At 73.3% G+C, this 24,656-nt stretch carries 21 protein-coding genes; 10 read left to right on the top strand and 11 right to left on the bottom strand.

Going from position 1 to position 24,656, the window contains the following annotated elements; translation table 11 throughout:
- The first annotated feature begins 49 nt into the window (after window positions 1–49).
- The 8 genes from pelF (at window position 50) to ACIQ6R_RS15080 (ending at window position 7,570) form a co-directional block, all read left to right on the top strand.
- Entirely contained in the window at window positions 50–1,576 is a 1,527-nt protein-coding gene (gene pelF, locus ACIQ6R_RS15045) for a GT4 family glycosyltransferase PelF (RefSeq protein WP_404178759.1), read from the top strand.
- Complete coding sequence (locus tag ACIQ6R_RS15050) at window positions 1,573–2,982, top strand: hypothetical protein (RefSeq protein WP_404221545.1); 1,410 nt, start codon at window positions 1,573–1,575, stop codon at window positions 2,980–2,982. Before pelF ends, ACIQ6R_RS15050 begins: the two co-directional genes overlap by 4 nt.
- Window positions 2,983–3,069: 87 nt before the next feature.
- On the top strand, window positions 3,070–4,071 hold the full coding sequence (locus ACIQ6R_RS15055) for an SDR family NAD(P)-dependent oxidoreductase (protein ID WP_404178753.1): 1,002 nt from the start codon (window positions 3,070–3,072) through the stop codon (window positions 4,069–4,071).
- Between the two features lie 34 nt (window positions 4,072–4,105).
- Window positions 4,106–4,819 carry an NDP-sugar synthase gene (locus ACIQ6R_RS15060; protein WP_404178750.1) on the top strand — a complete coding sequence of 238 codons (714 nt, stop codon included), beginning with the start codon at window positions 4,106–4,108 and terminating at the stop codon, window positions 4,817–4,819.
- Between the two features lie 7 nt (window positions 4,820–4,826).
- Window positions 4,827–5,753 carry an NAD-dependent epimerase/dehydratase family protein gene (locus ACIQ6R_RS15065; protein ID WP_404221547.1) on the top strand — a complete coding sequence of 309 codons (927 nt, stop codon included), beginning with the start codon at window positions 4,827–4,829 and terminating at the stop codon, window positions 5,751–5,753.
- On the top strand, window positions 5,750–6,412 hold the full coding sequence (locus ACIQ6R_RS15070) for a spherulation-specific family 4 protein (protein ID WP_404178744.1): 663 nt from the start codon (window positions 5,750–5,752) through the stop codon (window positions 6,410–6,412). The genes ACIQ6R_RS15065 and ACIQ6R_RS15070 overlap by 4 nt, the downstream gene beginning before the upstream one ends.
- Window positions 6,409–7,215, top strand: a complete 807-nt coding sequence (locus tag ACIQ6R_RS15075; protein WP_404178741.1) for an endo alpha-1,4 polygalactosaminidase — start codon at window positions 6,409–6,411, stop codon at window positions 7,213–7,215. The genes ACIQ6R_RS15070 and ACIQ6R_RS15075 overlap by 4 nt, the downstream gene beginning before the upstream one ends.
- Before the next feature lie 25 nt (window positions 7,216–7,240).
- Window positions 7,241–7,570 carry an antibiotic biosynthesis monooxygenase family protein gene (locus ACIQ6R_RS15080; RefSeq protein WP_404178738.1) on the top strand — a complete coding sequence of 110 codons (330 nt, stop codon included), beginning with the start codon at window positions 7,241–7,243 and terminating at the stop codon, window positions 7,568–7,570.
- A gap of 48 nt (window positions 7,571–7,618) precedes the next feature.
- Here the strand turns inward: ACIQ6R_RS15080 and ACIQ6R_RS15085 are convergent, their stop codons facing one another.
- The 5 genes from ACIQ6R_RS15085 to ACIQ6R_RS15105 all read right to left on the bottom strand — a co-directional run bounded on the left by ACIQ6R_RS15085 (window position 7,619) and on the right by ACIQ6R_RS15105 (window position 14,055).
- Entirely contained in the window at window positions 7,619–10,993 is a 3,375-nt protein-coding gene (locus ACIQ6R_RS15085; RefSeq protein WP_404221549.1) for a pyruvate carboxylase, read from the bottom strand.
- A 115-nt stretch (window positions 10,994–11,108) separates the two neighbouring features.
- Window positions 11,109–11,426 (bottom strand): hypothetical protein, encoded by a 318-nt coding sequence (locus ACIQ6R_RS15090; RefSeq protein WP_404178732.1) that lies wholly within the window; start codon window positions 11,424–11,426, stop codon window positions 11,109–11,111.
- A gap of 69 nt (window positions 11,427–11,495) precedes the next feature.
- A complete protein-coding gene (locus tag ACIQ6R_RS15095) occupies window positions 11,496–12,497 on the bottom strand; it encodes an ACP S-malonyltransferase (protein ID WP_404221551.1) in 1,002 nt (333 codons plus the stop codon).
- Complete coding sequence (locus ACIQ6R_RS15100; protein WP_404221553.1) at window positions 12,494–13,780, bottom strand: beta-ketoacyl-[acyl-carrier-protein] synthase family protein; 1,287 nt, start codon at window positions 13,778–13,780, stop codon at window positions 12,494–12,496. Before ACIQ6R_RS15100 ends, ACIQ6R_RS15095 begins: the two co-directional genes overlap by 4 nt.
- A complete protein-coding gene (locus ACIQ6R_RS15105) occupies window positions 13,777–14,055 on the bottom strand; it encodes an acyl carrier protein (RefSeq protein WP_404178723.1) in 279 nt (92 codons plus the stop codon). The genes ACIQ6R_RS15100 and ACIQ6R_RS15105 overlap by 4 nt, the downstream gene beginning before the upstream one ends.
- 463 nt (window positions 14,056–14,518) lie before the next feature.
- Here ACIQ6R_RS15105 and ACIQ6R_RS15110 point away from each other — a divergent pair, with 463 nt between their 5' ends.
- Window positions 14,519–15,391: a CAP domain-containing protein gene (locus ACIQ6R_RS15110; protein WP_404221555.1), complete on the top strand. Its 873-nt coding sequence runs from the start codon at window positions 14,519–14,521 to the stop codon at window positions 15,389–15,391.
- A gap of 6 nt (window positions 15,392–15,397) precedes the next feature.
- Here the strand turns inward: ACIQ6R_RS15110 and ACIQ6R_RS15115 are convergent, their stop codons facing one another.
- The 3 genes from ACIQ6R_RS15115 to ACIQ6R_RS15125 are packed head-to-tail and all read right to left on the bottom strand — an operon-like array spanning window position 15,398 to window position 17,738.
- Window positions 15,398–16,726 (bottom strand): ATP-binding protein, encoded by a 1,329-nt coding sequence (locus tag ACIQ6R_RS15115; protein ID WP_404221558.1) that lies wholly within the window; start codon window positions 16,724–16,726, stop codon window positions 15,398–15,400.
- Complete coding sequence (locus ACIQ6R_RS15120; RefSeq protein WP_404178715.1) at window positions 16,723–17,412, bottom strand: response regulator transcription factor; 690 nt, start codon at window positions 17,410–17,412, stop codon at window positions 16,723–16,725. The genes ACIQ6R_RS15115 and ACIQ6R_RS15120 overlap by 4 nt, the downstream gene beginning before the upstream one ends.
- 53 nt (window positions 17,413–17,465) lie before the next feature.
- Entirely contained in the window at window positions 17,466–17,738 is a 273-nt protein-coding gene (locus tag ACIQ6R_RS15125) for a hypothetical protein (protein ID WP_404178712.1), read from the bottom strand.
- A 58-nt stretch (window positions 17,739–17,796) separates the two neighbouring features.
- Between ACIQ6R_RS15125 and ACIQ6R_RS15130 the strand changes: the two genes are divergently transcribed.
- Window positions 17,797–18,018 carry a hypothetical protein gene (locus tag ACIQ6R_RS15130; protein ID WP_404178709.1) on the top strand — a complete coding sequence of 74 codons (222 nt, stop codon included), beginning with the start codon at window positions 17,797–17,799 and terminating at the stop codon, window positions 18,016–18,018.
- A 16-nt stretch (window positions 18,019–18,034) separates the two neighbouring features.
- On the opposite strand, the gene ACIQ6R_RS15135 is transcribed toward ACIQ6R_RS15130, so the two are convergent.
- The 3 genes from ACIQ6R_RS15135 to ACIQ6R_RS15145 form a co-directional block, all read right to left on the bottom strand.
- Entirely contained in the window at window positions 18,035–19,711 is a 1,677-nt protein-coding gene (locus ACIQ6R_RS15135) for a cellulase family glycosylhydrolase (protein WP_404221561.1), read from the bottom strand.
- A 170-nt stretch (window positions 19,712–19,881) separates the two neighbouring features.
- A complete protein-coding gene (locus ACIQ6R_RS15140; RefSeq protein WP_404221563.1) occupies window positions 19,882–21,660 on the bottom strand; it encodes a ThuA domain-containing protein in 1,779 nt (592 codons plus the stop codon).
- A 17-nt stretch (window positions 21,661–21,677) separates the two neighbouring features.
- A complete protein-coding gene (locus ACIQ6R_RS15145) occupies window positions 21,678–24,554 on the bottom strand; it encodes a carbohydrate-binding protein (protein ID WP_404221565.1) in 2,877 nt (958 codons plus the stop codon).
- Window positions 24,555–24,656: the final 102 nt, after the last annotated feature.

The following is a 24,656-nucleotide window of genomic DNA, read 5'->3' on the forward strand; positions in this document are numbered from 1 at the left end:
TCCGGACAGCCCGCACGATCAGCCCACACCTCGGCCGTGGAGCACATCCATGCACGTTCCCCACGGCGCGCGGCGCTCCGGCGCGTCGCGCGTCACCCTGCTCACCGAAGGCACCTACCCGCACAGTCACGGCGGCGTGAGCGTCTGGTGCGACCAGCTCGTCACCGGCATGCCCGACCTCGACTTCGACGTCATCGCCGTCACCGGCACGGGGCGCGAACCGCTCGCCTGGGACATCCCCGGGCACGTCTCCCGGGTCGTCTCCGTCCCCATGTGGGGGCCCGCACCGGAGGGACGTCCGCCTCGCGGGCGGCAGCGCAACCGGCTCGCCGACGCCTACGAGCGGTTCGTGACCGCGCTGCTCGACCCGCGCGCCGAGGACGGGTTCGGCCCCGCCCTGTACCGGCTGGCGCGGGCCGCCGCGGACGGCCGGCTCAGCCCGTTCCTGCGCGGGGACCGGGCGATCGGCATCCTGACCGCGGTCTGGAACCGGCCGGGACTGGCCGTGCGCGAGGCCCGGCCCACCCTGCACGACGCGGTGACCGCGACCGCGCTGCTGGAGCACGCCCTGCGTCCGCTGGCCGCGCCGTACCCGGAAGGCGGCGTGGCGCACGCGGTCAGCGGCGGTGTCGCGGTCCTGCCCGGCCTGGCCGGACTCGAGCGGCACGGCGTGCCGTTGCTGCTGACGGAACACGGCGTCTACCTGCGCGAGCGCTACCTCGGCTACCGCACCGCCCCCTACCGGTGGCCGGTGAAGGCACTGCTGCTGGGCTTCTTCCGGCTGCTGGCCGAGGAGACCTACCGCAGGGCCTCCCTGATCACTCCGGGCAACCGCTACAACCGGCTGTGGGAGGAGCGGGGCGGGGCGGCCCCGGAGTCCATACGCACGGTCTACAACGGCGTGGACCCGGCAGCGTTCCCGCCCGCCGGCCCCGAGCCCGCGCAACCCGTACTCAGCTGGGCCGGACGGGTCGATCCGATCAAGGACCTGGAGACCCTGATCCGCGCCTTCGCCCTCGTCCGGGCCGAACTGCCCGCCGCTCGGCTGCGGTTGTTCGGCGGCACACCGCGCGGCGGCGAGGCCTACCGGGAGCGCTGCGAGGCGCTGGCGGCGGAGCTGGGGCACGGTGACGCGGTCACCTTCGAGGGCCGGGTCGAGGACATCAAGGACGCGTACGCCGCCGGAAACGTCGTGATGCTCTCCAGCATCAGTGAGGGTTTCCCCTTCACCCTGATCGAGGCCATGTCGTGCGGCCGGGCGACCGTCTCCACGGACGTGGGCGGCGTCCGGGAGGCCGTCGGCGGCACCGGTCTCGTGGTGCCGCCCCGCGATCCGGCCGCCATGGCGGCCGCCGCGCTGGAGCTGCTGGGCGACGCCGAGCGGCGCCGGGCGATGGGCGAGGCGGCCCGGCTGAGGGTGATCGAGCAGTTCACGCTCCGCCAGACCATCGACACCTTCCGGTCCATCTACCTGGAGCTGTCGGCGTTCGGCACCGCGGCCGCACACGCCGCCGCCGTCGAGGAGGAGGCCTTCGCGACGGTGGTCGGTACGTCGGTGAGGAGTGCGACCGGATGAGCGGACCCATGGCCCTGGAACCGGGTGGCGCGGAGCAGGACACGCTGGCACTGCGCCTCGCCGACGACCGCACCCTCGCCCTGCGCGCGGCCGACCGGCACACGCTCGCCCTGGCGCGTCCCGGGCACGGCGCCCGGCGCGACGCGGTCGACGGGCTGGCCGCCGAACTGGCCGACCGCATCGCACCCGCCGTCCATCCCTACGAGGTGGCCGCGCTGCTGGAGTCGGAGGGGCTGACCGGCGAGGCGATCCGGGAACGGTACGGGCACGCCGACCTGTTCTCCCTCGCCACGGCGCTGTACGAGCGCGTACCGCGCACCTTCCCGGACCCGCCGCGCCCCGCCGACCCCTGGCGGCCCGACCACGTGCGGTGCGCGCTGCGGGGCGCGTTGTTCGCACTGCCCGGTCTCGCCTACGCCCTCGCGGGCCGCCTGCTGCCCCAGGACGGCGCGGTGCGGGCGCTGGTGGTGGCGGGGCTCCTCTCCTGGGCCTGGAACCAGGCGCTGGGCCACCGGGCGTATCTGCGGCTGGCGACCGGGCGGCGGGAGGCGGGGCGCACTCTCCTCAAGGGGGCGCCGCTGGGCGCCGTGGTGGCGACCGGCGCCGGGACGACCCTCGCCGGGTCGGGCGCCACCGCGCTGACCGTGACGGCCCAGTCGGGCTATCTCGCGGCGGCCGGTGTGCTGCTCGTACTGGGCCGGGAGCGGCTGCTGCTGGCCGCGCTCACGCCGGTGATCGCCGGCGCGGCGGCGTTGCCGTGGTGGGAGCCCGGGACCGTTCCGCGGGCGGGGCTGCCGCTGCTGTCCCTCCTGGGGGCGGCCGCCGCGGCCGGCTGGGCGCTGCGCGGCACCCTGGCGACCGCGCCGGTACCGGACACCGCCCGCCCGGGCCTGCTGCGCTCGCTGCCGTACGGCCTGTTCGGGCTGGCCGCCGGGGCGCTGGTGTTCCTGGCGGGCCGCGATCACCCGTGGGCGGTGATCGTGCTGACGCTGAGCATGGGGCCCGCGGAATGGCTGCTGTACCGCTACCGCGGGCTGTCGGTGGCGGCGTTGCGGGCCACCGGCACCCCGGCGGGTTTCCGGCTGCGCTCGGCCGCCGTGCTCGCGGGCTGCCTGCTGGTCTACCTCGGTCCGCTGGTGCCCGCGGCGCTGTTCGTCGACGCCGACGCCGTCACGCTGCTGCTGCTCGCGGCGGCCCTGTGGACCTCCCTGCTGCTCCAGGCCTTCGGCGTGGCCTGGCCGCCGGCCGCCCTGTGTCTCGCTGCGGCCGCCGGCGCCGGGGCGGTCGCCCTGGCCGGACTGCCGCCGGGCGCCTCGATCGCCCTGCCGGTGTGCTGCGGTGCCGCCGCGCTCTGTCTCACGGTGTGCGCGCTGCGGCTGCTGGGCCGGCCGGCGGCCCATGCGTGAGGCCGCGGCGGGACCGCCGTACGACTGCCGGGCCCGCACGGGCCGGCACCTCGCCACCCACCGATTCACCGACCGGAAGGACCTCGCGTGACCGCCACACCGCTCGCCGCCGTCACCGGAGCCGAGGGATTCATCGGTTCCCACCTCACCGAGGCGCTCGTCGCCTCCGGGCACCGGGTGAGGGCCATGGCGCAGTACAACTCCTTCTCCTCCTACGGCTGGCTGGAGACCCTCTCCCCCGACGTCCTCGACCAGGTCGAGATCGTCCTCGGCGACGTCCGTGACCCCGGTTCGGTCCGGCACCTCGTCGAGGGCGCCGACCGCGTCTACCACCTGGCCGCCCTCATCGCCATCCCGTACTCCTACCGGGCACCGCACAGCTACGTGGACACCAATGTCACCGGCACGCTGAACGTGCTGGAGGCGGTCCGCGCCGAGGGCACGCCCCGGCTGGTGCACACCTCCACCAGCGAGACGTACGGCACCGCGCGGACCGTGCCGATCACCGAGGACCATCCCATCAACACCCAGTCGCCGTACGCCGCGTCCAAGGCGGGCGGTGACCGGCTGGCGGACAGCTACCACGCCAGCTTCGACACTCCGGTGGTGACGCTGCGGCCCTTCAACACCTACGGTCCCCGGCAGTCCATGCGGGCGGTGATCCCCACCGTCATCGGCCAGGTCGCGGCCGGCGAGCGCGTCATCACCCTCGGCGACCTGCGTCCCACCCGGGACTTCACCTTCGTCAAGGACACCGCGCAGGCGTTCCTCGCGGTCGGCTCCGCGCCCGCCGAGCGGGTCGTGGGCCGTACCTTCAACGCCGGAACCGGCGGCGAGATCTCCGTCGGCGACCTGGTGGCGCTCATCGGCAAGGTGATGGACACCGCCCTGGAGGTGCGGGAGGACGCGCAGCGGCTGCGACCCGCGAACTCCGAGGTGATGCGGCTGGTCGCCGACGCGAACCGGCTGCGGGCGGCGACCGGCTGGAGCCCCGGCCACGACCTGGAGCAGGGCCTCGCGCACACCGTGGAGTTCTTCCGCGACCCGGCCAACCTCGCCCGCTACAAGACCGGCATCTACAACGTCTGACCACGCCCGGCACGTCAACCGAGGGGGGAACCTCATGCACGCAGTGATCCTGGCCGGAGGCAAGGGCGTCCGGCTGAGGCCCTACACGACCGCCCTGCCCAAGCCGCTCGTGCCCATCGGCGACCAGCACGCCATCCTGGAGATCGTCCTCCGCCAGCTCGCCGCGGCCGGGTTCACCGGCTGCACGATCGCCATAGGCCACCTCGGCGAGATCATCCGCGCCTACGTCGGCGACGGCTCGCAGTGGGGCCTGACCGTCGACTACGCCACCGAGGAGAGCCCCCTGGGGACCATGGGGCCGCTGCTCACCATGCGTGAGCGGCTGCCGGAGCACTTCCTGGTCATGAACGGCGACATCCTCACCGACCTCGACTACGCCGACGTCCTGCGCCGGCACAGCACGTCCGGTGCCCCGCTGACCATCGCCACGTATGCCAGGAAGGTGCACATCGACTTCGGTGTCCTGACCACCGACGCGAGCAGGGTCGTCGCGTTCACCGAGAAGCCCAGCATGGACTACCGCGTCTCCATGGGCGTGTACGGGCTGTCCCGCGCGACACTCGACGGCTACACGGCCGGACTGCCCCTGGGCTTCGACGAGTTGGTCCTCGACCTGCTGCGTGCCGACGACCCGCCGCACGCCTACGACTTCGACGGCTACTGGCTCGACATCGGCCGCCCCGACGACTACGACCGGGCCAACGCCGAGTTCACCAGCCGCAAGTCCCTGCTGCTCAAGGGAGCCTGAGCACCGCATGCGCATCCTCGTCCTGGGTTTCACCGGCTATCTGGGCGCCCACGTCGCCGAGCGGCTGCGCGCCCTGCCCGGCGCGCGGGTCCTCGGCGGCGGCCGCTCCCCCGCGGCCGACGTGCCCGTCGACCTCGCCACCGACCCTGTCGACGGGCTGGCCGAAGCTCTGGCGTCGGCGGCCGTCGACACCGTCGTCAACTGCGCGGGCGCGACGGGTGGCGACCCGGTGGCGCTCGCCGAGCTCAACGCCCGCGGCCCCGCCGTCCTCTGCGCGGCGCTGCGCCGGGCCCGCCGCACGGCCCGTCTGGTCCACCTGGGTTCGGCCGCCGAGTACGGGCCGGGGGCCGAGCGGGTCAGGGTCCCGGAGTCGGCGCCCACCCGGCCCCTCACCGCCTACGGCGCCACCAAGCTGGCCGGCACCGTCACCGTCGCCACCTCGGAACTGGACGCGGTGGTCCTGCGGGTCGGTAACCCGGTGGGGCCCGGCGCACCGCCCTCCGGCCTGCCCGGCAGGGTCGGCGGACTGCTGCGTACGGCGGGCGCGGACCCGGACGCGGTGCTCCGGCTGGGCGACCTGTCGGCGTACCGGGACTTCGTGGACGTCCGGGACGTCGCGCGGGCGGTCGAACGGGCGGTCACCGCGACCGGGCCGTTGCCGCGCGTGCTCAACATCGGCGGCGGCGACGCCGTCCCGGTGCGCCGGCTGGTACGGACGCTCGCGGACACCGCCGGCTTCCGCGGCCGGATCGAGGAACAGGGCGCCGGTTCCGCCCGTTCGGACCAGGTGTCCTGGCAGTGCTCCGACATCACCGCCGCCCGGACCGCGCTCGACTGGCGGCCCTCGTACTCGCTCGACGAGTCACTGGCCGCGCTCTGGTCGGCCGGCGCCCGTCCACCGTCCCTCACCCCGGAAGGCGACCGCCCGTCGTGAGCCTGCTGATCCCGCTGTACGTCCATCCGGCCGAGGACCCGGGCTCCTGGCACCGGCTCATCACGGCGGCCGACCGCACGTACGGGGTCGTCATCAACCCCGCCAACGGCCCCGGCCGTGCGCCCGATCCCGCCTTCGCCTCGGCGGCCGGCGCGCTGCGGGCGGCGGGCGCCCGTCTGCTGGGCTACGTCGACACGGACTACGGCACACGTCCGGCGGCCGACGTAGTCGAGGACGCCCGGCTGCACCGGGAGTGGTACGGGGCGGACGGGTGCTTCCTCGACCGGGTGAGTTCGGCCGGGTCCGAACTGTCCGCCTACAGGGCGCTGGTGCGCGGTCTGCGCCGGCGGGGCTCGACCCCGCTCGTGCTGAACCCGGGGGTCCACCCGGCACCGGGCTACGCGCGTCTCGCCGATCTCGTCGTCACGTTCGAGGGGTCCTGGTCGGCCTATGTGTCCGCGTTCAGCCGACCGGACTGGACCCTGCGGCACCCGCCCGAGCGCTTCTGCCACCTGGTGTACGGGGTGCCCGAGGCGCTCGCACCGCTCGCCGTACGCACCGCGCGCGAACGCGGCGCCGCGGTCTACGGGCCCGTCACGGGAGAGCCGCCCAACCCGTGGGCCCGCCTGACTCCCGTACTGACCGGGGCGGAGCGATGAGGAGGGTACGGGCGTGCGCCGCGCTGCCGGCGGCGATCGTCCTCTCGGTGGTGGCCGGGTGTTCGGGTGCGGACGGCACCCCGCCGCCGGGCCCGTCCGCCAAGGCGGTGTGGCAGCCCCGGCCCGGGCTGGCCTGGCAGTGGCAGCTCGACGGGAAGGTCGACCCGTCGGCCGACGTGCCGGTCTACGACATCGACGGCTTCGAGAACGACGCGGCCGACGTGGACCGGCTGCACCGCGCCGGCCGCAAGGTGATCTGCTACGTCAACGTGGGTGCCTGGGAGGACTTCCGGCCCGACCGGGACGACTTCCCCCGTGCGGTGCTGGGCGAGCCCAACGGCTGGCGGGGCGAACGCTGGCTCGACATCCGCCGGATCTCCGTCCTTCGGCCGATCATGGAGCGGCGGTTCGACATGTGCCGCGACAAGGGGTTCGACGCGGTGGAACCCGACCTGGTGGAGGGATACGCGGACGATACGGGCTTCCCGCTCACCGCCCGGGACCAGCTGGCGTACAACCGCGTGATCGCCGACATCGCCCACGAACGCGGCCTCGCGGTGGGTCTCAAGAACGATTTGCCGCAGATCCCGCAATTGGTGGACGACTTCGACTTCGCGGTCAACGAGCAGTGCGCCGAGTACGGCGAGTGCGCCCGGCTCAGGCCGTTCGTCGAGGCCGGCAAGGCGGTCTTCCACGTGGAGTACAGCGAGCCCCGCCGCGGTTTCTGCCCCGAGTCACGGCGGCTCGGGCTGTCCTCGATGCTGAAGAGACCGGAGCTCGGGGTCTGGCGCGATCCCTGCTGACCGCGGCATGCGGCAGGATGGGCCCATGAGCGTAGTCAAGATCAACGTACTGACCGTTCCCGCCGAGCAGCGCGAGACGCTGGAGAAGCGCTTCGCCTCGCGGGCCCATGCCGTGGAGAGTTCCGACGGGTTCGAGTGGTTCGAGCTGCTGCGGCCCGTGGAGGGCACCGACGACTACCTCGTCTACACGCGCTGGCGCGACGAGGAGTCCTTCCGGGCCTGGATGGAGGGGCCGATGAAGCAGGCGCACCAGGGCGGTGGCGCGGAGGGCGGCGAGCGTCCGAAGCCCGCGGCGAGCGGGTCCACGGTGTGGTCCTTCGAGGTGGTGCAGCAGGCGGCTCCCAAGGGGGCGTGACGTCGGTGGCGGCCACGGTCCGGCGTCGGGCCGTGGCCGCCGTCCGTCTCAGCCGAGCTGGACGAGGAGGTCTCCGCCCTCGACCTGCTGGATGCGGTTGATGGCGAGCCTGCTCACCGTGCCGGACTTCGGTGCGGTGATCGTGGCCTCCATCTTCATCGCCTCGATGGTGGCCACCGTGGCGCCGGCCTCGATCTCGTCGCCCTCGGCGACGGCGAGGGTCACCACGCCCGCGAAGGGCGCCGCGACATGGCCGGGGTTCGACCGGTCGGCCTTCTCCGTGACGGGGACGTCGGAGGCCGCCGAGCGGTCGCGGACCTGGATCGGGCGGAGCTGGCCGTTCAGGGAGGACATCACGGTGCGCATGCCGCGTTCGTCGGCGTCGCCGATCGCCTGCAGTTCGATGAGCAGACGGACGCCGGGGTCGAGGTCGACCGTGTACTCCTTGCCGGGGCGCAGCCCGTAGAAGAAGTCCTTGCTGTCCAGGACGCTGGTGTCGCCGAACGACGCGCGGTGGGTGTCGAACTCGCGGGCCGGTCCGGGGAACAGCAGCCGGTTGAGCGTGGCCCGGCGGTCCTTGGCCAGTCCGGTGCGGTCGTCGCCGCTCAGCTCCGCCACCGGCCCGGCCTCGGCGCGGCCCCGCAGCGCCTTGGTGCGGAACGGCTCGGGCCAGCCGCCGGGCGGGGTGCCCAGCTCGCCGCGCAGGAAGCCGATGACGGAGTCGGGGATGTCGAACCGGTCGGGTTCCGCCTCGAAGTCCGCCGGGGAGACGCCGGCGCCCACCAGGTGCAGCGCCAGGTCGCCGACCACCTTGGAGGAGGGCGTGACCTTCACCAGGCGGCCCAGCATCCGGTCGGCGGCGGCGTACATCGCCTCGATGTCCTCGAAGCGGTCGCCGAGGCCGAGCGCGATGGCCTGGGTACGCAGGTTGGAGAGCTGCCCGCCGGGGATCTCGTGGTGGTAGACGCGGCCGGTCGGTGCGGCCAGGCCCGCCTCGAAGGGGGCGTAGACCTTGCGGACGCTCTCCCAGTACGGCTCCAGGTCGCCGACGGCCTGGAGGTCGAGGCCGGTGGGCCGCTCGGTGTGGTCGGTGGCGGCGACGATCGCCGACAGGGAGGGCTGCGAGGTGGTGCCCGCCATGGACGCCACCGCCCCGTCGACGGCGTCGGCGCCGGCCTGGATCGCGGCGAGGTAGGTGGCGAGCTGGCCGCCGGTGGTGTCGTGGGTGTGCAGGTGCACCGGCAGGTCGAACTCGCGGCGCAGCGCGGACACCAGAGTCGCGGCGGCCGGTGCCCGCAGCAGGCCGGCCATGTCCTTGACGGCCAGGACGTGGGCGCCCGCGTTCACGATCCTCTCGGCGAGCCGCAGGTAGTAGTCGAGCGTGTAGAGCCGTTCGGACGGGTCGGACAGGTCGGCGGTGTAGCACAGGGCCACTTCGGCGACGGAGGTGCCGGTCTGCCGGACGGCGTCGATGGCGGGCCGCATCTGGTCGACGTCGTTGAGGGCGTCGAAGATGCGGAAGACGTCGATGCCGGTGGCGGCGGCCTCCTGGACGAAGGCGTCGGTCACCTCGGTCGGGTACGGGGTGTAGCCCACGGTGTTGCGGCCGCGCAGCAGCATCTGGAGGCAGATGTTGGGTACGGCCTCGCGCAGGGCGGCCAGCCGCTCCCACGGGTCCTCGGCGAGGAAGCGCAGGGCGACGTCGTAGGTGGCGCCGCCCCAGCACTCCAGGGACAGCAGCTGGGGCAGGGAGTGCGCGACCTGCGGGGCGACGGCGAGCATGTCCTTGGTGCGGACCCGGGTGGCGAGCAGCGACTGGTGGGCGTCGCGGAACGTGGTGTCGGTGACGCCGATGGTGGGCGAGTCGCGCAGCCAGCGGGCGAAGCCCTCCGGGCCCAGTTCGGCGAGCCGCTGCCGGGAACCGGCCGGGGGCTCACCGGCGGCGCGCGGCGGCAGCTTGGTCAGCGGGTCGGCGAGTTCGGGCCGCTCGCCGTGCGGCTTGTTCACCGTGACGTCGGCGAGGTAGGTCAGCAGCTTCGTGCCGCGGTCGGCGGAATGACGGGCCGTCAGCAGGTGCGGGCGCTGCTCGATGAAGGACGTGGTGACCCGGCCGGCCTGGAAGTCGGGGTCGTCCAGCACCGCCTGCAGGAAGGGGATGTTGGTGGCGACGCCGCGGATGCGGAACTCGGCGACGGCACGCCGGGCGCGGCCCACGGCGGTGGCGAAGTCCCGGCCCCGGCAGGAGAGTTTGACCAGCATCGAGTCGAAGTGGGCGCTGATCTCCGTACCGGCGTGGGTGGTGCCGCCGTCGAGGCGGATGCCCGAGCCGCCGGGCGAGCGGTAGGCGCTGATCTGCCCGGTGTCGGGGCGGAACCCGTTGGCCGGGTCCTCGGTGGTGATGCGGCACTGCAGCGCGGCGCCGCGCAGGGTGATGTTCTCCTGGGCGAGTCCGAGGTCGGCGAGTGTCTCACCGGCGGCGATGCGCAGCTGGGACTGGACGAGGTCGACGTCGGTGACCTCTTCGGTCACGGTGTGCTCGACCTGGATCCGCGGGTTCATCTCGATGAAGACGTGGTTGCCGTCGCGGTCGACGAGGAACTCCACGGTGCCGGCGTTGCGGTAGCCGATCTGCCGGGCGAAGTTCACGGCGTCGGAGCAGATCCGCTCGCGCAGTGCCGGGTCGAGGTTCGGGGCGGGCGCCAGCTCGATGACCTTCTGGTGGCGGCGCTGCACCGAGCAGTCCCGCTCGAAGAGGTGGATGACGTTGCCCCGGCCGTCGGCGAGGATCTGGACCTCGATGTGGCGGGGTTCGACGACGGCTTTCTCCAGGAACACCGTGGAGTCGCCGAAGGCGGAGGCCGCCTCCCGGGACGCGGCCTCGATGGCCTCGCGCAGTTGGGCGGGGTCCTCGACGCGGCGCATACCGCGACCGCCGCCGCCCGCGACCGCCTTGACGAACACGGGGAAGCCGACGTCGTCGGCGGCGCGGACGAGTTCGTCCACGTCGTCGGAGGGCGCCGAGGAGCCGAGGACGGGCACGCCGGCCTCGCGTGCGGCGGCGACGGCCCGGGCCTTGTTGCCGGTCAGTTCGAGGATCTGGGCGCTCGGTCCGACGAACGTGATGCCGGCCTCTTCGCACGCGCGGGAGAGTTCGGGGTTCTCGGACAGGAACCCGTAGCCCGGGTAGACGGCGTCGGCTCCCGCCCGGCGGGCCGCTCGGACGATCTCCTCCACGGAGAGATACGCGCGCACCGGATGTCCCGGCTCCCCGATCTCGTAGGCCTCGTCGGCCTTCAGTCGGTGCAGCGAGTTGCGGTCCTCGTGCGGGAAGACGGCGACGGTGCGCGCGCCGAGCTCGTAGCCCGCGCGGAACGCCCGGATCGCGATCTCACCGCGGTTGGCGACCAGCACCTTGCGGAACATTGTTGATCCCTTCAGCCTGCCGGGTGACGAGACCATGGTGTCGGCGCCGCCTCCGGTACGCCATGTGAGCCGGGCCACTCATGGCCCTGTCATGGCTCTGTCGCGTCGCGGTCGGTCAGACGTCGGAGTCGATGCCGGTGACCGCGGACGGCCCGAGGGGTGCGCTGCCCCCGTCCAGGCCGACCGCGCGCAGGGCGGAGTCCGCGATCTCGTGGGCGCGGTCCTCCGCGTGGGCGGCGGTGTCCGCCTCGACGGTGAGGCGGATGGTGAAGGTGCCGTCCCCGTTGACCGAGAGGGCGTCCAAGTCCTCCTCGTCCCCCAGGTGGGTGCGGTGCGGATCCGCGGGGCGCAGAGCCCGGGCGAGCTCGTCCTTCGTGGCGTCCTGGACGGTGCCGGTGAACGTCCCCGGCACCGAGATGACGTACGTCGTCATGTGCACTCCTCCTTCGGATCCCCTCCGCCTACCCCGATACGGCCACGGGATCCGGGCGGGAGCAGGTCGTCACCGCAGGGCCGCGGTGAGGCGGTGGCGCAGGCGCTCGACGTCGACCGGTGTGCGGCAGGGAGCGGCGGTGGCGCAGCCCGGCAGGACCGCTTTGGCCAGGGTGCTCAGCAGGGCCCGGGGACCGCTGTCGAGGTAGGTGGTGAAGCCTGCGCGGCGCATCACGCGCAGGGTGTGGTGGAAGGCCACGGGCTCGGTGAGGTGGGCGGCCGCCGCCGTGCGCAGCTGGGCCGGGGTGAGTGCGGGTCGGGCCTCGGTGGCGGTGTACACGGTGAGCGTGGGCGGCGCGACGGGCTGGGCCCGCAGGAGGCGGCGGAAGGCCCGGTGCACCTCGGTGAGCAGCGGGTGGTGGTAGGCGGTGCGGCTGGCCAGCCCGGTGGTGCGATGGCCGAGCGCCCGGGCGGTTCGCAGAGCGGCGGCCAACTGGTCGTCGGGGCCGGCCAGGACGGTCTGGGCGGGGGCGTTGCGGGCGGCGATCCGTACCTGCGGCAGGCCACCGGTGCGCAGGAGGTCCGCTGCCTGGCCGGCGGTCATGTCGGTGGCCAGCAGGCCCGCGGCCGGCAGCACGGCGTCCCGCAGCAGCCGGTCGCGGACGTGCAGCAGCCGCACGCCCTGCTCCAGGGTGATGGCTCCGGCCACGGTGAGCGCCGCGAGGTCGCCCACGCTGTGGCCGAGGACCGCGTGGACGGGCGGGGCCGCGAGGTCGAGCAGGACGGTCGCGGAGGCGACCACCGCGGCATAGGTGGCCAGGTCGAAGGCGAGGGGGTCGGCGAGCAGGAGTTGGTCGGGGGCGGGCGCCCCGACGCCCGTGAGGAGGCGGGTGACGGGTGTCCCGGTGCCGCCGAGTGCGGTGCTGTGGGCATCCACCCTCCGCAACGTCCCTGAGACGGACGGGACGTCGCGCAGGTGGCGCAGCGCGCCCGGGAGGTAGGCCCCCTGGCCGGGGCACATCAGCACGGTGCGCGGTGTGCCGCCGGTGGGGTCCGGGGCCGTGGGTCTCATGAGGCGTCGGCGAAGGTGAGCGCGACGTTGTGCCCGCCGAAACCCATGCTCGTGGTGACGGCCGCGAGGGGCCCGGAGGGCAGTGCCGCCGGGCTGCGGCCCACGACGTTCAGGCCGATCTCGGGGTCCACTCGTTCGAGACTGCACGCGGGCGGTGCGGTTCTGTCCCGCAGGGCGAGCACGGTGAGGACGGCCTCGATGGCGCCTGCGGCGCCCAGCGTGTGTCCGAACGCGCCCTTGGTCGCGCTGACCGCCACGTCGTCCAGTCCCCCGGCGAAGACCTTGTGCAGCGCCTGCGCCTCGCCGAGGTCGCCGAGCGGTGTCGAGGTGGCGTGGGCGTTGATGTGCCGGACCTGCTCCGGAAGGAGCCCGGCGTCGCGCAGCGCGGCGTCGACGGCGGCTGCGCAGCCCGTTCCGCCGGGCGCGGGCTGGGCCACGTGGTGACTGTCGTTGGTGATGCCCGAGCCGGTCAGCCGGCCGTGGACGCGGGCCCCGCGGGCGGCGGCGTGCTCGGCGCTCTCCACGACGAGCATGCCGGCGCCCTCGCCCATCACGAAGCCGTCCCGGTCGGCGTCGAAGGGCCTGGACGCCCTCTTGGGGTCGTCCAGGCGCCGGGAGAGCGCCTGCAGCCGCGCGAACCCGGCCAGGGTGAGCGGGTGCAGCGCGGCCTCGGTGCCACCCGCGACCACGATGTCGGCGCGGCCTTCCCGGATCATGCCGAGTGCCTGGGTGAGGGCCTCGGCGCCCGCGGCGCAGGCGCTGACCGGGGCGTGGACCCCGGCCTTGGCGCCCACCATCAGCCCCACCTCGGCGGCCGGGTGGTTGGGCAGCATGACCGGGATGGTGCGCGGGCTCACCCGTCCCGCGCCGCGGGTCTCCAGGCGGCGGTTCTGCTCCAGGACGCTGGTGATCCCGCCCAGTCCCACCCCGACGACCACGGCCACCCGTGAGCCGCCCGCGGCGAGTGACGACGCGTCCGGGAGCCCTGCGTCGCGAAGGGCCTCCCGGGCGGCGACGAGGGCGAACTGCGCCGAGCGGTCGCAGTGCGCCGCCTTGGCGGAGGACAGGACCGTCTTGGGGTCGACCGCCGCCGGCGCCGCGAGATAGGTCTGCGCCGGGCCTTTTGGCGCCTCGAAGTCGACGCGTTCGACGCCGCACACGCCGTCCAGCAGGGCCCGCCAGGTGGACGGGACGTCGCCGCCCAGCGCGGTCGTCAGTCCCAGTCCGGTGATGACGGCGGCGCGCTCCTCGCGGGGCGGGTCGGCCGCGTGCCGTGGGCTCACGCGGTGCCGCCCGCGGGGGCGGCGACGGTTTCGGCGAGGTGGGCGGCGATCTGCCGCACGGTCGTGAGCCGGTCCGCCTGTTCCTGCGGCACCTCGATCTGCCAGCGGTCCTCGATGGCGGCGACCAGCTCCAGCATGGCCAGCGAGTCGACGCCCAGGTCGTCCTTCAGGGACGAGTCCGGTCCGACCTCCTCCACTGACAGGTCCTCGACCGTCGCGGCCAGCAGTTCCCGCAGTTCTTCGAGCAGCTGTCGTTCGTCAGCGATGGACGGCATGTCCGGTTCCTCCCTCTGTTGCGCGGCGCACTCTCGGTGGACGGGAGGGCCTGGCCTCCGGGAGTGCGCCGACGGTGTACCGGCGACCTGCCGGACACGCCGACAGACTGTCCGGCCGTCCGCCGCGGCAAGCGCCCCGTACGGGAGGACGGCGGGGCATCGGGGGCACTCGAGGGGCTCCTGTGGACGCCCGTGTCCTCTCTTCACGTTGAAGCGCCCCGCGGCGGGCTGAGGGTGGGGGGCGGCGGGTGCGTAACGCCCCCGGCCCCGTCGAGGCGGCGACGCGTTTCCTCAGCGGACTTTGGCGGCTCTTTTAAGGCTTTCTGAAGATGACCTTCGAACGGCCGTTTCCACACGGGACGCGTCCTAGGCTCTCGAACACCCCCCACAGTCCCGGTGGGCGCGGTCGCGTCCACCGGGTAGGGGCTCCGTCAGCCGACAGACAAGCCGAGGTGTCCTGCGTATGGGTTCCCGCCGAGCCGCTCGCCCGTCCCGTACCCACGCCCGCCCGCGCGGCGGGCTCAGGACCCGCGGTACCGCGTTGGCGCTCGGCGTGGTCACCGTGACGGCGGGCGTCGGGATCACGCTGGCCGTCGCCGGGGGTGAGGACGGCCCGGCCGCGGACCGGGTCGCCACGAGCGCCGCCGGTGAGGCACCGGCCACCGAGGACGCGGCGGGCGGCGCGGCACCACTGGCGTCCGCATCGGCGAGCCCGAGCGCCACGGCGAGCAGCTCGCCGAGCGGGAGCGCCGAGCCCGAGGAGAAGCCGAAGAAGACGGCGAGCCCGGCCGGCACCCCGTCGAAGACGGCCGAGCCCGCCTCCGAGCCACCCGTGAGGACGACGGCGAAGAGCGGCGGCGGCCGGTCGGCGGGCGGCGGCGACACGGGGTCGGGCAGCACCGGGTCGGGTGCGGACCCGGGATCGGGATCGGACGCCGGTTCCGGCGGGGGCGGCGGGCCCGAGGCGCAGGTGCTCGCGCTCGTGAACGAGGAGCGGGCGTCGGCGGGCTGCTCGCCGGTCACGGCGAACGACCGGCTGACCCGTGCCGCCGACGACTACAGCGACGTCATGGCGAGCAGCGGCGTGATGTCCCACACGGGCCCCGACGGCTCCACGATGACGACCCGGGTCGAGGCCGCCGGTTACCAGTGGTCCACGCTGGGCGAGAACATAGCCCGGGGTCAGGCGGACGCCGCCTCGGTGATGGACTCCTGGATGAACAGCCCCGGCCACCGCGCGAACATACTCAACTGCTCCTTCAAGGAGCTGGGCGTCGGCGTCCACTTCGGCGACGGCGGCCCCTGGTGGACGCAGAACTTCGGCGCCGGCCGCTGACGCCGGTCACCGCACCCCGCCCGCGGCGCCGCTCGCGCCGGCGAGTACGAACGACACCCGCACCCGCGCGCCTCCCAGCGGCGCGCGGGTGATCGTCAGTTCGCCGTCCGCCGCGCGCGCCGCCCGGGCCACGATGTCCAGGCCCAGGCCGGTGGAGCCGCCGACGCTGACGCCCCGGGTGAGCGCGGCCTCGGGGTCCGCCACGCCCGGGCCGGCGTCGTCGACCGTGAGGAACACGTGCCGCTCCGCCCGCTCCACCCGGACGGCGAAGGCGGTGCCCTGCGGGGTGTGCCGGAAGACGTTGCCGATCAGGGCGTCGACGACGGCCGCGAGGTCGTCCTCGGGGAAGGCGACCGGCGCCGGGCGCGGGGTCAGGGAGCGCTCGCACGGACGGCCCTGCTGGGTGGCGAGGACCGACCAGAAGTCCAGGCGCATGGCGACCACCTCGGCGACGTCGCACGGCTTCGCCCGGCCCGCCCCGGCACCGCCGTGCTGCGCAGCGGCCAGGGGTGTGCGCGCGGCCGCGATGATCGAGTCGAGCTCGCTCTCCAGCTGGCCGGCCGCTTCGGTGACCCGCCGGGCGCTCGGGGTCGCGCCCATCCGGTCGGCCTCCAGATAGAGGGCGGTCAGCGGGGTGCGCAGCCGGTGCGAGAGGTCGGCGACCAGCTCACGTTCGACGGCGAGCAGGTCGACGACCCGGTCGGCCATGGTGTTGAAGGCCACACCGGCCTCCTGGAGCTCGGGCGGGCCGTCCGGTTCGACCCGTACGTCCAGATCACCGGAGCCGAGGGCGAGCGAAGCGCTCTTGAGGCCTCGGGAGGAGCGGACGACGCGGGCGCCGAGCCGGTCGGCGACCAGCACCGAGCCGCCGACCAGGCCCAGCGCGAGCAGGGCCATCACGCCCCACGACGCGGCCACGCCCCGGGTGAGGTCCGCGGCGGGCACGTAGGCCTCCACGACCGCGACCCGGTCGCCCCGCAGGACGACGGGCTGGAGGTAGACCCAGCCGTCCGCGGTGTCGACGGCGAGTGTCTCGCGTCCCCGCACGGCCCGGTCGAGTGCGTCCTCGGGCGCGTGCGGCCGCCCGACGAAGCCGCCGTCGGGCAGCCGCACCACGAGCTGGTCGGACGAGCCGAGTTCGGCGACGGCCTGCTGTACGTCGGCGCGCCGGGTGGTGAGGGCGAGCACCGGGGAGAGGGCCGAGGCACGCTGCTCGGCGGCGGTGGTGACCCGGTCCCGGGCCTGTTCGCGGACGAGGAGGGCGAGCGGGATGAGGAACGACAGCGCCACCATGGAGGTGACGGCCAGGGCGATCCCGGCGAGGGCGCGTCTCATGGCGAGCTGACCAACTTGATGCCGATACCGCGGACCGTGTGGAGATAGCGGGGCTTTCGCGCCTTCTCCCCCATTTTGCGGCGCAGTGCGGACAGATGGACGTCCACCGTCTGGTCCTCCACGTACGGCTGCTGCCAGACCTCGGCGAGTATCCGCTGCCTGGATATGACCTGGTCGGCGTTGGCGGCCAGGTAGGCGAGCAGGTCGAACTCGCGGCGGGTGAGGGGCAGTTCCCGGCCGGCGAGGTGTGCGGTGCGCCCGGTGAGGTCGATGCGCAGGTCGGCGACCTGGACGACGGGCCGCCGCGCGGCGCGGACGTCGGCGGGGACGGAACGGCGCAGCACGGCGCCGAGCCGGGCGGCGAGCTGCCCGCCGGAGAAGGGCTTGACCATGTAGTCGTCGGCCCCGGCGTTGAGCAGCCGGATGATCTCCGTGTCGTCGTCGCGGGCGGTGGCGACCAGCACCGGGACGCGGGAGATACCCCGGATCATCCGCAGCACGTCGAGACCGTCGAGGTCGGGCAGCCCGAGGTCGAGCACCACGATGTCCGGCGGGCTCTGGGTGATCTCGCGCAGCGCCTCGAAACCCTGGTGTGCGGTCTTCACCGCGTAGCCGTGTCCGGTCAGGACCTCGATCAGCGCGGCCCGGATCACAGGGTCGTCCTCGACGACAAGTACGGAGGCCATGGGCAGGCACGTTAGCCGGTCCGTCACTATGGTGTCGTGTCCCGCCTTCTGCGCTACCTGATCATCTGGCTGTCGTGCACGGCAGCCAGTGTCACGGCTGTCATCATCACGATCCACTTCGTGGTGGGCTCGACCCGGCCGACCGCGCCGGTCGCGCAGTCGGCGCCGAAGGACCTCCCGGCGTCCCCCCGGCCCGCACCGTCCGAGAGCGCGAAGCCCTCCCCCAGCCCGTCGGCGACCAGCCAAAAGCCCAGCCCGACACCGTCCCGTACGAGTGAGAAGCCGCCCGAGCCGAGGCCGACGCCGACACCGACCGCCCGCACCACGCCCCCGCCCTCTCCGAGGGGCGGGGGCGACCCGGGGTGCGAGGAGGGCGGGGCAGGTGTGTACACGGTGCCGTCCGAGGGCGGCAAGGCGACCGTGCGGTTCGGCGACAGCGGGGTGTGCCTGGTCTCGGCGGTGCCGAACCGGGGCTTCACGGTGAGTACGGAGCAGAGCGAGCCGCAGACGCTGACGGTGACCTTCTCGGCGAGCCGTCACCGGTCGGAGGTCACCGCGACGACGCGGCCGCGGAGCCGGGCCGACGTCCGCGAGGTGTCGTGGTGAGGTCCCTCACTCCGTTTCACTTCGTGGTGGTGCAGGCGGCCCCGTCGAGGCTGAACCGGGTCGGAGCGGTGTTGGTGCCGCCCTTCCCCCCGGTGAACCCGAGGGTGACCGTGCCGCCGGCGGGGATGGTGGAGGTGTAGGAGGCGGGGACGACGCGTACCGCGCCGGCCTCCTGGGTCGCGGTGCCTCCCCACATGTTCGTGATCGTCTGGCCGTCGGTGAAGGCGAAGGCGAGCGTCCACGGGCTGATGGGCGCGGTGCCGGTGTTGCGGACGACGATCTCGCCCTGGAAGCCGCCGGGCCACTCGCCCACGACGCGGTATCCGACGGAGCACGAGGCGCCGGGGGTGCTGCCGCCGTCGCCGGTGGTGACGTCCACGGTGGCGGAACGGGCCGAGCGGTTGCCCGCCGCGTCGCGGGCGTAGACGGCGAAGGTGTAGGTGGTGTCGGCGGTGAGGCCCGTCACGGTGGCGGTGTTGGTGAGGGCGGCGGCGATCTCGGTCTCGGCGCCGTCACCGACCCGGACGACGTCGTACCCGGTGACGCCCACGTTGTCGGTGGCGGCGGTCCAGCCGAGGGTGACGGAGGTGTCCGTGGTGGCGGTGGCGGTCGGGGTGCCGGGTGCCGTCGGGGCCTGGGTGTCGTCCGGGTCGCCACTGCCGTAGACCGTGGCTTCCTTCGAGGTGCTGGCGATGCCGTCGGTGCCGTGGAAGACGCGCTCGCCCCAGGAGCTGAGCCGGCTGGGGTCGAAGTCGACGGCGAGGTCGAGGACCGGGTCGGTGTTGCCGCTCCAGGACCAGGCCAGATAGCCCAGGCCGAGTTGTTCGGCGGCGGCCATCATGGTGTCCTCGTCCGGGTCGCCCCACTGGTCGGCGGGGCCGCCGAACTCGCCGATGAGGAGGGGCAGTCCGGCGTCGACGAAGGCGTTCAGGTAGTCGGTGATCTCCTGGGCGGTGTCGTAGACGCTGTACATGTGGATCGAGAAGATCAGGTCGCCCGTGGGGTCGGCGTCGTACACGGACTGCGCGTCGGCCCGCATGACCCCCTGCCAGTCCTGACCCCAGTTGGGCGCGTCCACCATGATCGTGTGCTGGAAGCCGGCGGCGCGGAGCTTCTTGACCGCCGCGATCGTCGGCTCCGTCCAGCCGGCGGGGTCGGTGTTGCCCCAGGGCTCGTTGCCGATGTTGACGACGACGTAGTCCTCCTCGCCGGCCAGCACGTCCTTGAGACCGATCCAGTAGTCGGCGGCGTGGTCGAGCGTGCCCGCGGCGGCTTCCTCGCCGTAGCCGGTGGTGTCGTGCACCTCCAGTACGCAGATCAGCCGGTTCGCCTTGCACCGGTCGACGACGGCGGCCACGTCCTCGGGGCCGTTCTCGCTCCAGCGGTGACCGTCGGACAGGACGACCCGGACGGTGTTGGCGCCCAGCGCCTTGACGTCGGCCAGGGACTGCGTCTCGCCGGGGTACCAGGTGTGGGCGTGGTTGACCCCGCGCATGACGAAGTCGTTGCCGTTGCCCTCCAGCAGCCGGCCGTCGCTGATGTGCAGGCCGGTCGCGGCCCGGGCACCGAGCGGCTGGGCCAGGGCCACGGCCGGGGAGAGGGCGCCGAGGACGGCCAGACCGATCAGGGCGGCCAGCGCGGTGAGCAGGCGGGTCACGAGGCGCTGCCGGGGTTCGCGTGGTGTCGTGCGCACGGTGCCTCCAGTCGGTGGGGGGGAAGCGCTTGCTGCATGGGAGCGCTCCCATGAACCCATGACGCCGCGTACACGTCAAGATGGGGGACGGGATCGGATCTCGCGGGAAACGGGTACGTCCCGCTCACGGATGAGCGGGACGTACCGGGTCTGCTGCCCTGCGGACTCGGTCAGGGCAGGTTCCACTTCTGGTTGGGGCCGGTGTGACAGGTCCACAGATGGACCGGCGTCCCGTCGTTCCAGGTGCCACCGGACGCGTCCAGGCACTTGCCCGACTGCGGATTGCGCACGGTGCCGTCCGGCTGGGCCGCCCACTTCTGCGCGCCGGTGCCGTTGCAGGTCCACAGCTGGATCCGCGTACCGTCCGCGCTGCCGCCACCGGAGACGTCCAGACACTTGCCCAGCGCCTTCAACGTGCCGTCACCGCCGACCGTCCAGTGCTGCGCCGCGCTCCCGTTGCACGTCCAGAGCTGCACCTTCGTACCGTCGGCCGTGCCCGCGTTGTCCACGTCCAGGCACTTGCCGTTGACGCCCTTCACCGGGCCCGAACGCGGGCCGGTCGGCGGCGTCCCGTCCCGCTTGACGCGGATGTCGCGGAAGGCCACCTCGTCGCCGTCTCCGTGGTTCTGGAGCCCGATGTGTCCTTGCCGCAGGCTCCGTGCCGGGTCGGTGTTGGTGAAGTCGTTGATCTTCACGCCGTTGAGGAAGATCTCCAGCCGCTCTCCGGTGACGCGGAGTTCGTACGTGTTCCACTCCCCCGGCGGGTTCAGCGCGGCGTCGCGAGCGGGGAGGTCCGCCGACTTGAAGCCGTAGACGGCGCCCGTGGTGCGGTCGGCCGCGTCCGTGGCGTCGATCTGGATCTCGTAGCCGTTGTCCACCGCGGACCAGGGGTCGCTGGATGCCGGGAAGCCCACGAAGACACCGGAGTTGTCGTCCCCGGACGCCTTCCAGTCCAGCTTGAGGGAGTAGTCGCCGGTGAACTCCTCGGCCGAGTACCAGAACAGGCCCAGTCCGCCGTGGGAGGTGAGGGTGCCGTCGGCAAGGATGAACCCGCCGGGGCCGGCCTGCTGCCAGCCGGTGGTGCCGGAGCCGTCGAAGAGGGGCGTGTAGCCGCTCTCCGGGCGGCAGTCGGCGTTGGTCATCCCGGCCGCCCAGCGGACACCGCCGAGCAGGTGCCGGCGGAAGGCCGGGTCGGTGTAGGACTCGTCGGTGTGGCCGCCGCCGGTGTAGAAGGCCCGGCCGCCCTCGTAGTCCTTGCACCAGGCGATCGGGTGGTCGCCGTTCATGTTCCCGCCCGCGTAGCTGGACTCGTCGAGCGAGGCCAGGACATGGGCGGTGGTGCGCGGGTTGGTGCGGTAGTTGTACCACTCGTCGGTCCGCTGCCAGGTGCCGCCCAGGTGCGCGGTGGCGTCGTGCGCCCGGTCCTCGATCTCGACGGTGGCGGGCTGGATGGCCGGGTGGGAGTGGAAGAGGGCGCCGGCCAGTCCCTCGTAGAAGGGCCAGTCGTACTCCGTGTCGGCGGCCGCGTGGATGCCGACGTATCCGCCGCCGTCGTTGACGTAGCTCTCGAACGCCGTCTGCTGGGCGTCACCCAGCACGTCGCCCGTCGTCGACAGGAAGACGACCGCCTTGTACTGGGCGAGATTCCCGGTGGTGAAGGTCCCCGGGTCCTCGGTGGCGTCCACGGTGAAGTTGTTCGCCGTGCCGAGGTCCCGCAGGGCCGCGACGCCGTCGTCGATCGAGGAGTGACGGAAGCCCGCCGTCCTGGAGAAGACGAGGATCTTGTACGCCGGGTCCGCCGCGACCCGTGCCGCGGTGTCCGGGCCCGCCTGGGCGGTGGTGCGAACGGTGTCGCCGGCGGCGGCACCGGGGAAGGCCGTGGCCTGCGGGGCCACGCACAGCATGGCGCCGGCGAACAGGCCGAGGGCCGCTTTCAGATGGTTGCGCATGTACGGTCGCCTCCTCTCTACGGCAGGTTCCACTTCTGGTTGGGGCCGGTGTGGCAGGTCCACAGATGGACCGGCGTCCCGTCGTTCCAGGTACCGCCCGACGCGTCCAGGCACTTGCCCGACTGCGGATTGCGCACGGTGCCGTCCGGCTGGGCCGCCCACTTCTGCGCGCCCGTGCCGTTGCAGGTCCACAGCTGGATCCGCGTACCGTCCGCGCTGCCGCCACCGGAGACGTCCAGACACTTGCCCAGCGCCTTCAACGTGCCGTCACCGCCGACCGTCCACTCCTGCGCCGCGCTCCCGTTGCACGTCCAGAGCTGCACCTTCGTACCGTCGGCCGTGCCCGCGTTGTCCACGTCCAGGCACTTGCCGGCGACGCCCGTGGCCGGGCCCGTGCGGGTGCCGCCTCCCGTCGTGCCGAACGAGAACTCGTCCACGTCGAACAGCGATCCGGCGCCGCCCTTGAAGACGAGATGGAGGGTGGTGGAGCCGGCCGGCTGGTCGCTCAGTGCGGCCGTCACGTCCTGGAAGGTCTCCCAGCCGCCGGTCACCGGCACGGTCGCCGTGCCGAGCAGGGTGCCGGTCGGGGACCCGGCGCGCACCTCGATCGTCCCGCCGGTGCCTCCCGAGGAGACCCGGGCGGTGAAGGCCGTGGTGTTGTCGAGGGCGTACGGCCTGAAGGAGATCCAGTCGCCGTTCTCGATGTGGCCGACCGTCCTGCCGCCGTGCGCGGGGGCGTGGGTGACCACCTGGACGCCCGAGGAGTCGCCGTAGTGCTCGGCCTGCCGGTGGCTGGGCTGGGTGATGTGCTGGTCGTGGGTGGTGAGGGCGGGCTGGCCGTTCGCGCCCCGGTCGGTGTACTCGGCGTCGATGACGCCGAAGATGTTGGCGTTGGGATCGTGTTCGCCGTCCGCCAGTGTGTGGAGGGTGCCGGTGCAGCCGGTGGCCGAGGTCTGCGGGTGTCCGTGGCTGTCGTGACCGATGATGAAGGTGACCTTCACCTTGGCGCAGTCCACGGCGCCGTCCTCGGGGTCGGTCACCGTCACCTTGAACGGGATCGCGGCGCCGAAGTCGTAGACCCGTCCGTCGGTGGGCAGGTCGATCCGCACGGTGGGCGCGGTGTTGCCGACGGTGATCCGCACGGAGGCGGTGGCGGACTTGCCGGTCGTGTCCGTGACCTTGAGCGTGGCCGTGTACTGGCCGTTGGCGGTGTACGTGTGGGAGGGGTCGGCAGCGGTGGAGGTGGCGCCGTCGCCGAAGTCCCAGGCGTGGGTGAGGGCGTCGCCGTCCGCGTCGGAGCTGCCGGCGGAGGAGAAGGCCACCGCGAGGGGCGCCGTGCCGGAGGTCTTGTTCGCCTTGGCCTGGGCGACCGGGGCGTGGCCGCCGGTGACGTGCTCGATGCGGTACAGGGCGGAGTTGGCGTCGCCGTTGAAGTAGCCGGTGCCGTAGTCGAGGACGTAGAGGGCGCCGTCCGGGCCGAAGGCCATGTCCATCACCTGGGTGCCGCTCCAGGGGAAGGCGTTGATGGACTGCACGGTTCCGTCGCCGCCGGTCTCGATGCGCTTGATCCAGCGGCGGCCGAACTCGCCGGCGAAGAAGTCGCCGTCGTACGCCTCGGGGAACTTCACGTCGGAGGTGGAGTTCGCGTCGTAGCGGTAGACGGGGCCGCCCATGGGGGACTCGGAGCCGCCCCCGAACTCGGGTACGGAGCCACCGTCGTAGGGAATCCAGGCGGGCTGGGCCGGCGGCAGTTCGGTCAGGCCGGTGTTGCGCGGCGAGGTGTTCCTGGGCGCGGCGCAGTCGAACGCGGCGCCCGTGCCGCCGGTGGCGAAGTCATGGTCGACGTAGGCGTCGCTGTCACCGGTGCAGTACGGCCAGCCGAAGTTGCCGGCCTGGGTGATCCGGTTGAACTCGACCTGCCCGGCGGGGCCCCGGGAGGTGTTGGCGGTGCCCGCGTCGGGGCCGTAGTCACCGACGTAGACGGTACCGGTGGCCTTGTCGACGCTCATCCGGAAGGGGTTGCGGAAGCCCATGGCGTAGATCTCGGGGCGGGTCTTCGCGGTGCCGGGCGCGAAGAGGTTGCCCGACGGGACACCGTACGTCCCGTCGGCGTTCACCTTGATGCGCAGGATCTTGCCGCGCAGGTCGTTGGTGTTGCCGGACGAACGCTGGGCGTCGTAGGCGGGGTTGCGCGAGGCGCGCTCGTCGATGGGGGTGTAGCCGTCCGAGGCGAAGGGGTTGGTGTCGTCGCCCGTGGACAGGTACAGGTTGCCCGCCGCGTCGAAGTCGATGTCGCCGCCGACGTGGCAGCACAGACCGCGGGAGGCGGGCACGTCGAGGATCTTCTTCTCGCTGCCCGGGTCCAGGGTGCCGTCGGCCTTCAGGACGAACCGCGACAGGCGGTTGACCCCGTCGAACGGAGCGAAGTCGGACGCCGACCCGTCCGCCGGAGCGTCGCCGGCCGGCGTGCCGAGCTTGGGAGCGTAGTAGAGGTACACGAACCGGTTGGCGGAGAAGCCCGGGTCCGCGGCTACGCCCTGCAGTCCCTCCTCGTCGTGGCTGTAGACGTCGAGCTTGCCCGCCACCTTGGTGGTGCCCGCCGCGTCGGTCAGCCGGAGGGTCCCGTCGCGCGAGGTGTGCAGCACCGCGCGGTCGGGCAGCACCGCCATCGTCATGGGCTCGCCCGTCTCGGCCACGCCTTTGGCGAGGGTGACCTGTTGGAACTCCTCGGCGGCCGCGGCCTCGGCCCCGCCGCCCGGGTCGGCCGGGACGGCGGCGGCCTGGTCCGCCGGTGCGGCGGCGGCCGGGCTCATCGGCAGCGCCAGGGCGATGGCGCATGCCAGGGCCGGCAGTAAGGAGCGGACACGTCTGTGTCCGAGCGGTCTCGTGCGCACAGAGTTCTCCCGAGGAGTGTGGGGTGGCGGCAGGCGTGCGAGGCCTGCCGTGAGGGAGTACGGGCGCGCGCCGTCGCGCCGTCGAGCCCGGTCCAGAGAGGT

Source organism: Streptomyces sp. NPDC096048, assembly GCF_044763415.1.
Classification (GTDB): domain Bacteria; phylum Actinomycetota; class Actinomycetes; order Streptomycetales; family Streptomycetaceae; genus Streptomyces.

What these genes read in the sequence shown, in the direction of transcription:
- pelF (WP_404178759.1), top strand. Translation starts at nt 50, where the DNA reads ATGCACGTTCCCCACGGCGCGCGGCGCTCCGGCGCGTCGCGCGTCACC.
- ACIQ6R_RS15050 (WP_404221545.1), top strand. Translation starts at nt 1,573, where the DNA reads ATGAGCGGACCCATGGCCCTGGAACCGGGTGGCGCGGAGCAGGACACG.
- ACIQ6R_RS15060 (WP_404178750.1), top strand. Translation starts at nt 4,106, where the DNA reads ATGCACGCAGTGATCCTGGCCGGAGGCAAGGGCGTCCGGCTGAGGCCC.
- ACIQ6R_RS15065 (WP_404221547.1), top strand. Translation starts at nt 4,827, where the DNA reads ATGCGCATCCTCGTCCTGGGTTTCACCGGCTATCTGGGCGCCCACGTC.
- ACIQ6R_RS15075 (WP_404178741.1), top strand. Translation starts at nt 6,409, where the DNA reads ATGAGGAGGGTACGGGCGTGCGCCGCGCTGCCGGCGGCGATCGTCCTC.
- ACIQ6R_RS15080 (WP_404178738.1), top strand. Translation starts at nt 7,241, where the DNA reads ATGAGCGTAGTCAAGATCAACGTACTGACCGTTCCCGCCGAGCAGCGC.
- ACIQ6R_RS15085 (WP_404221549.1), bottom strand. Translation starts at nt 10,993, where the DNA reads ATGTTCCGCAAGGTGCTGGTCGCCAACCGCGGTGAGATCGCGATCCGG.
- ACIQ6R_RS15090 (WP_404178732.1), bottom strand. Translation starts at nt 11,426, where the DNA reads ATGACGACGTACGTCATCTCGGTGCCGGGGACGTTCACCGGCACCGTC.
- ACIQ6R_RS15095 (WP_404221551.1), bottom strand. Translation starts at nt 12,497, where the DNA reads ATGAGACCCACGGCCCCGGACCCCACCGGCGGCACACCGCGCACCGTG.
- ACIQ6R_RS15105 (WP_404178723.1), bottom strand. Translation starts at nt 14,055, where the DNA reads ATGCCGTCCATCGCTGACGAACGACAGCTGCTCGAAGAACTGCGGGAA.
- ACIQ6R_RS15110 (WP_404221555.1), top strand. Translation starts at nt 14,519, where the DNA reads ATGGGTTCCCGCCGAGCCGCTCGCCCGTCCCGTACCCACGCCCGCCCG.
- ACIQ6R_RS15115 (WP_404221558.1), bottom strand. Translation starts at nt 16,726, where the DNA reads ATGAGACGCGCCCTCGCCGGGATCGCCCTGGCCGTCACCTCCATGGTG.
- ACIQ6R_RS15120 (WP_404178715.1), bottom strand. Translation starts at nt 17,412, where the DNA reads ATGGCCTCCGTACTTGTCGTCGAGGACGACCCTGTGATCCGGGCCGCG.
- ACIQ6R_RS15140 (WP_404221563.1), bottom strand. Translation starts at nt 21,660, where the DNA reads ATGCGCAACCATCTGAAAGCGGCCCTCGGCCTGTTCGCCGGCGCCATG.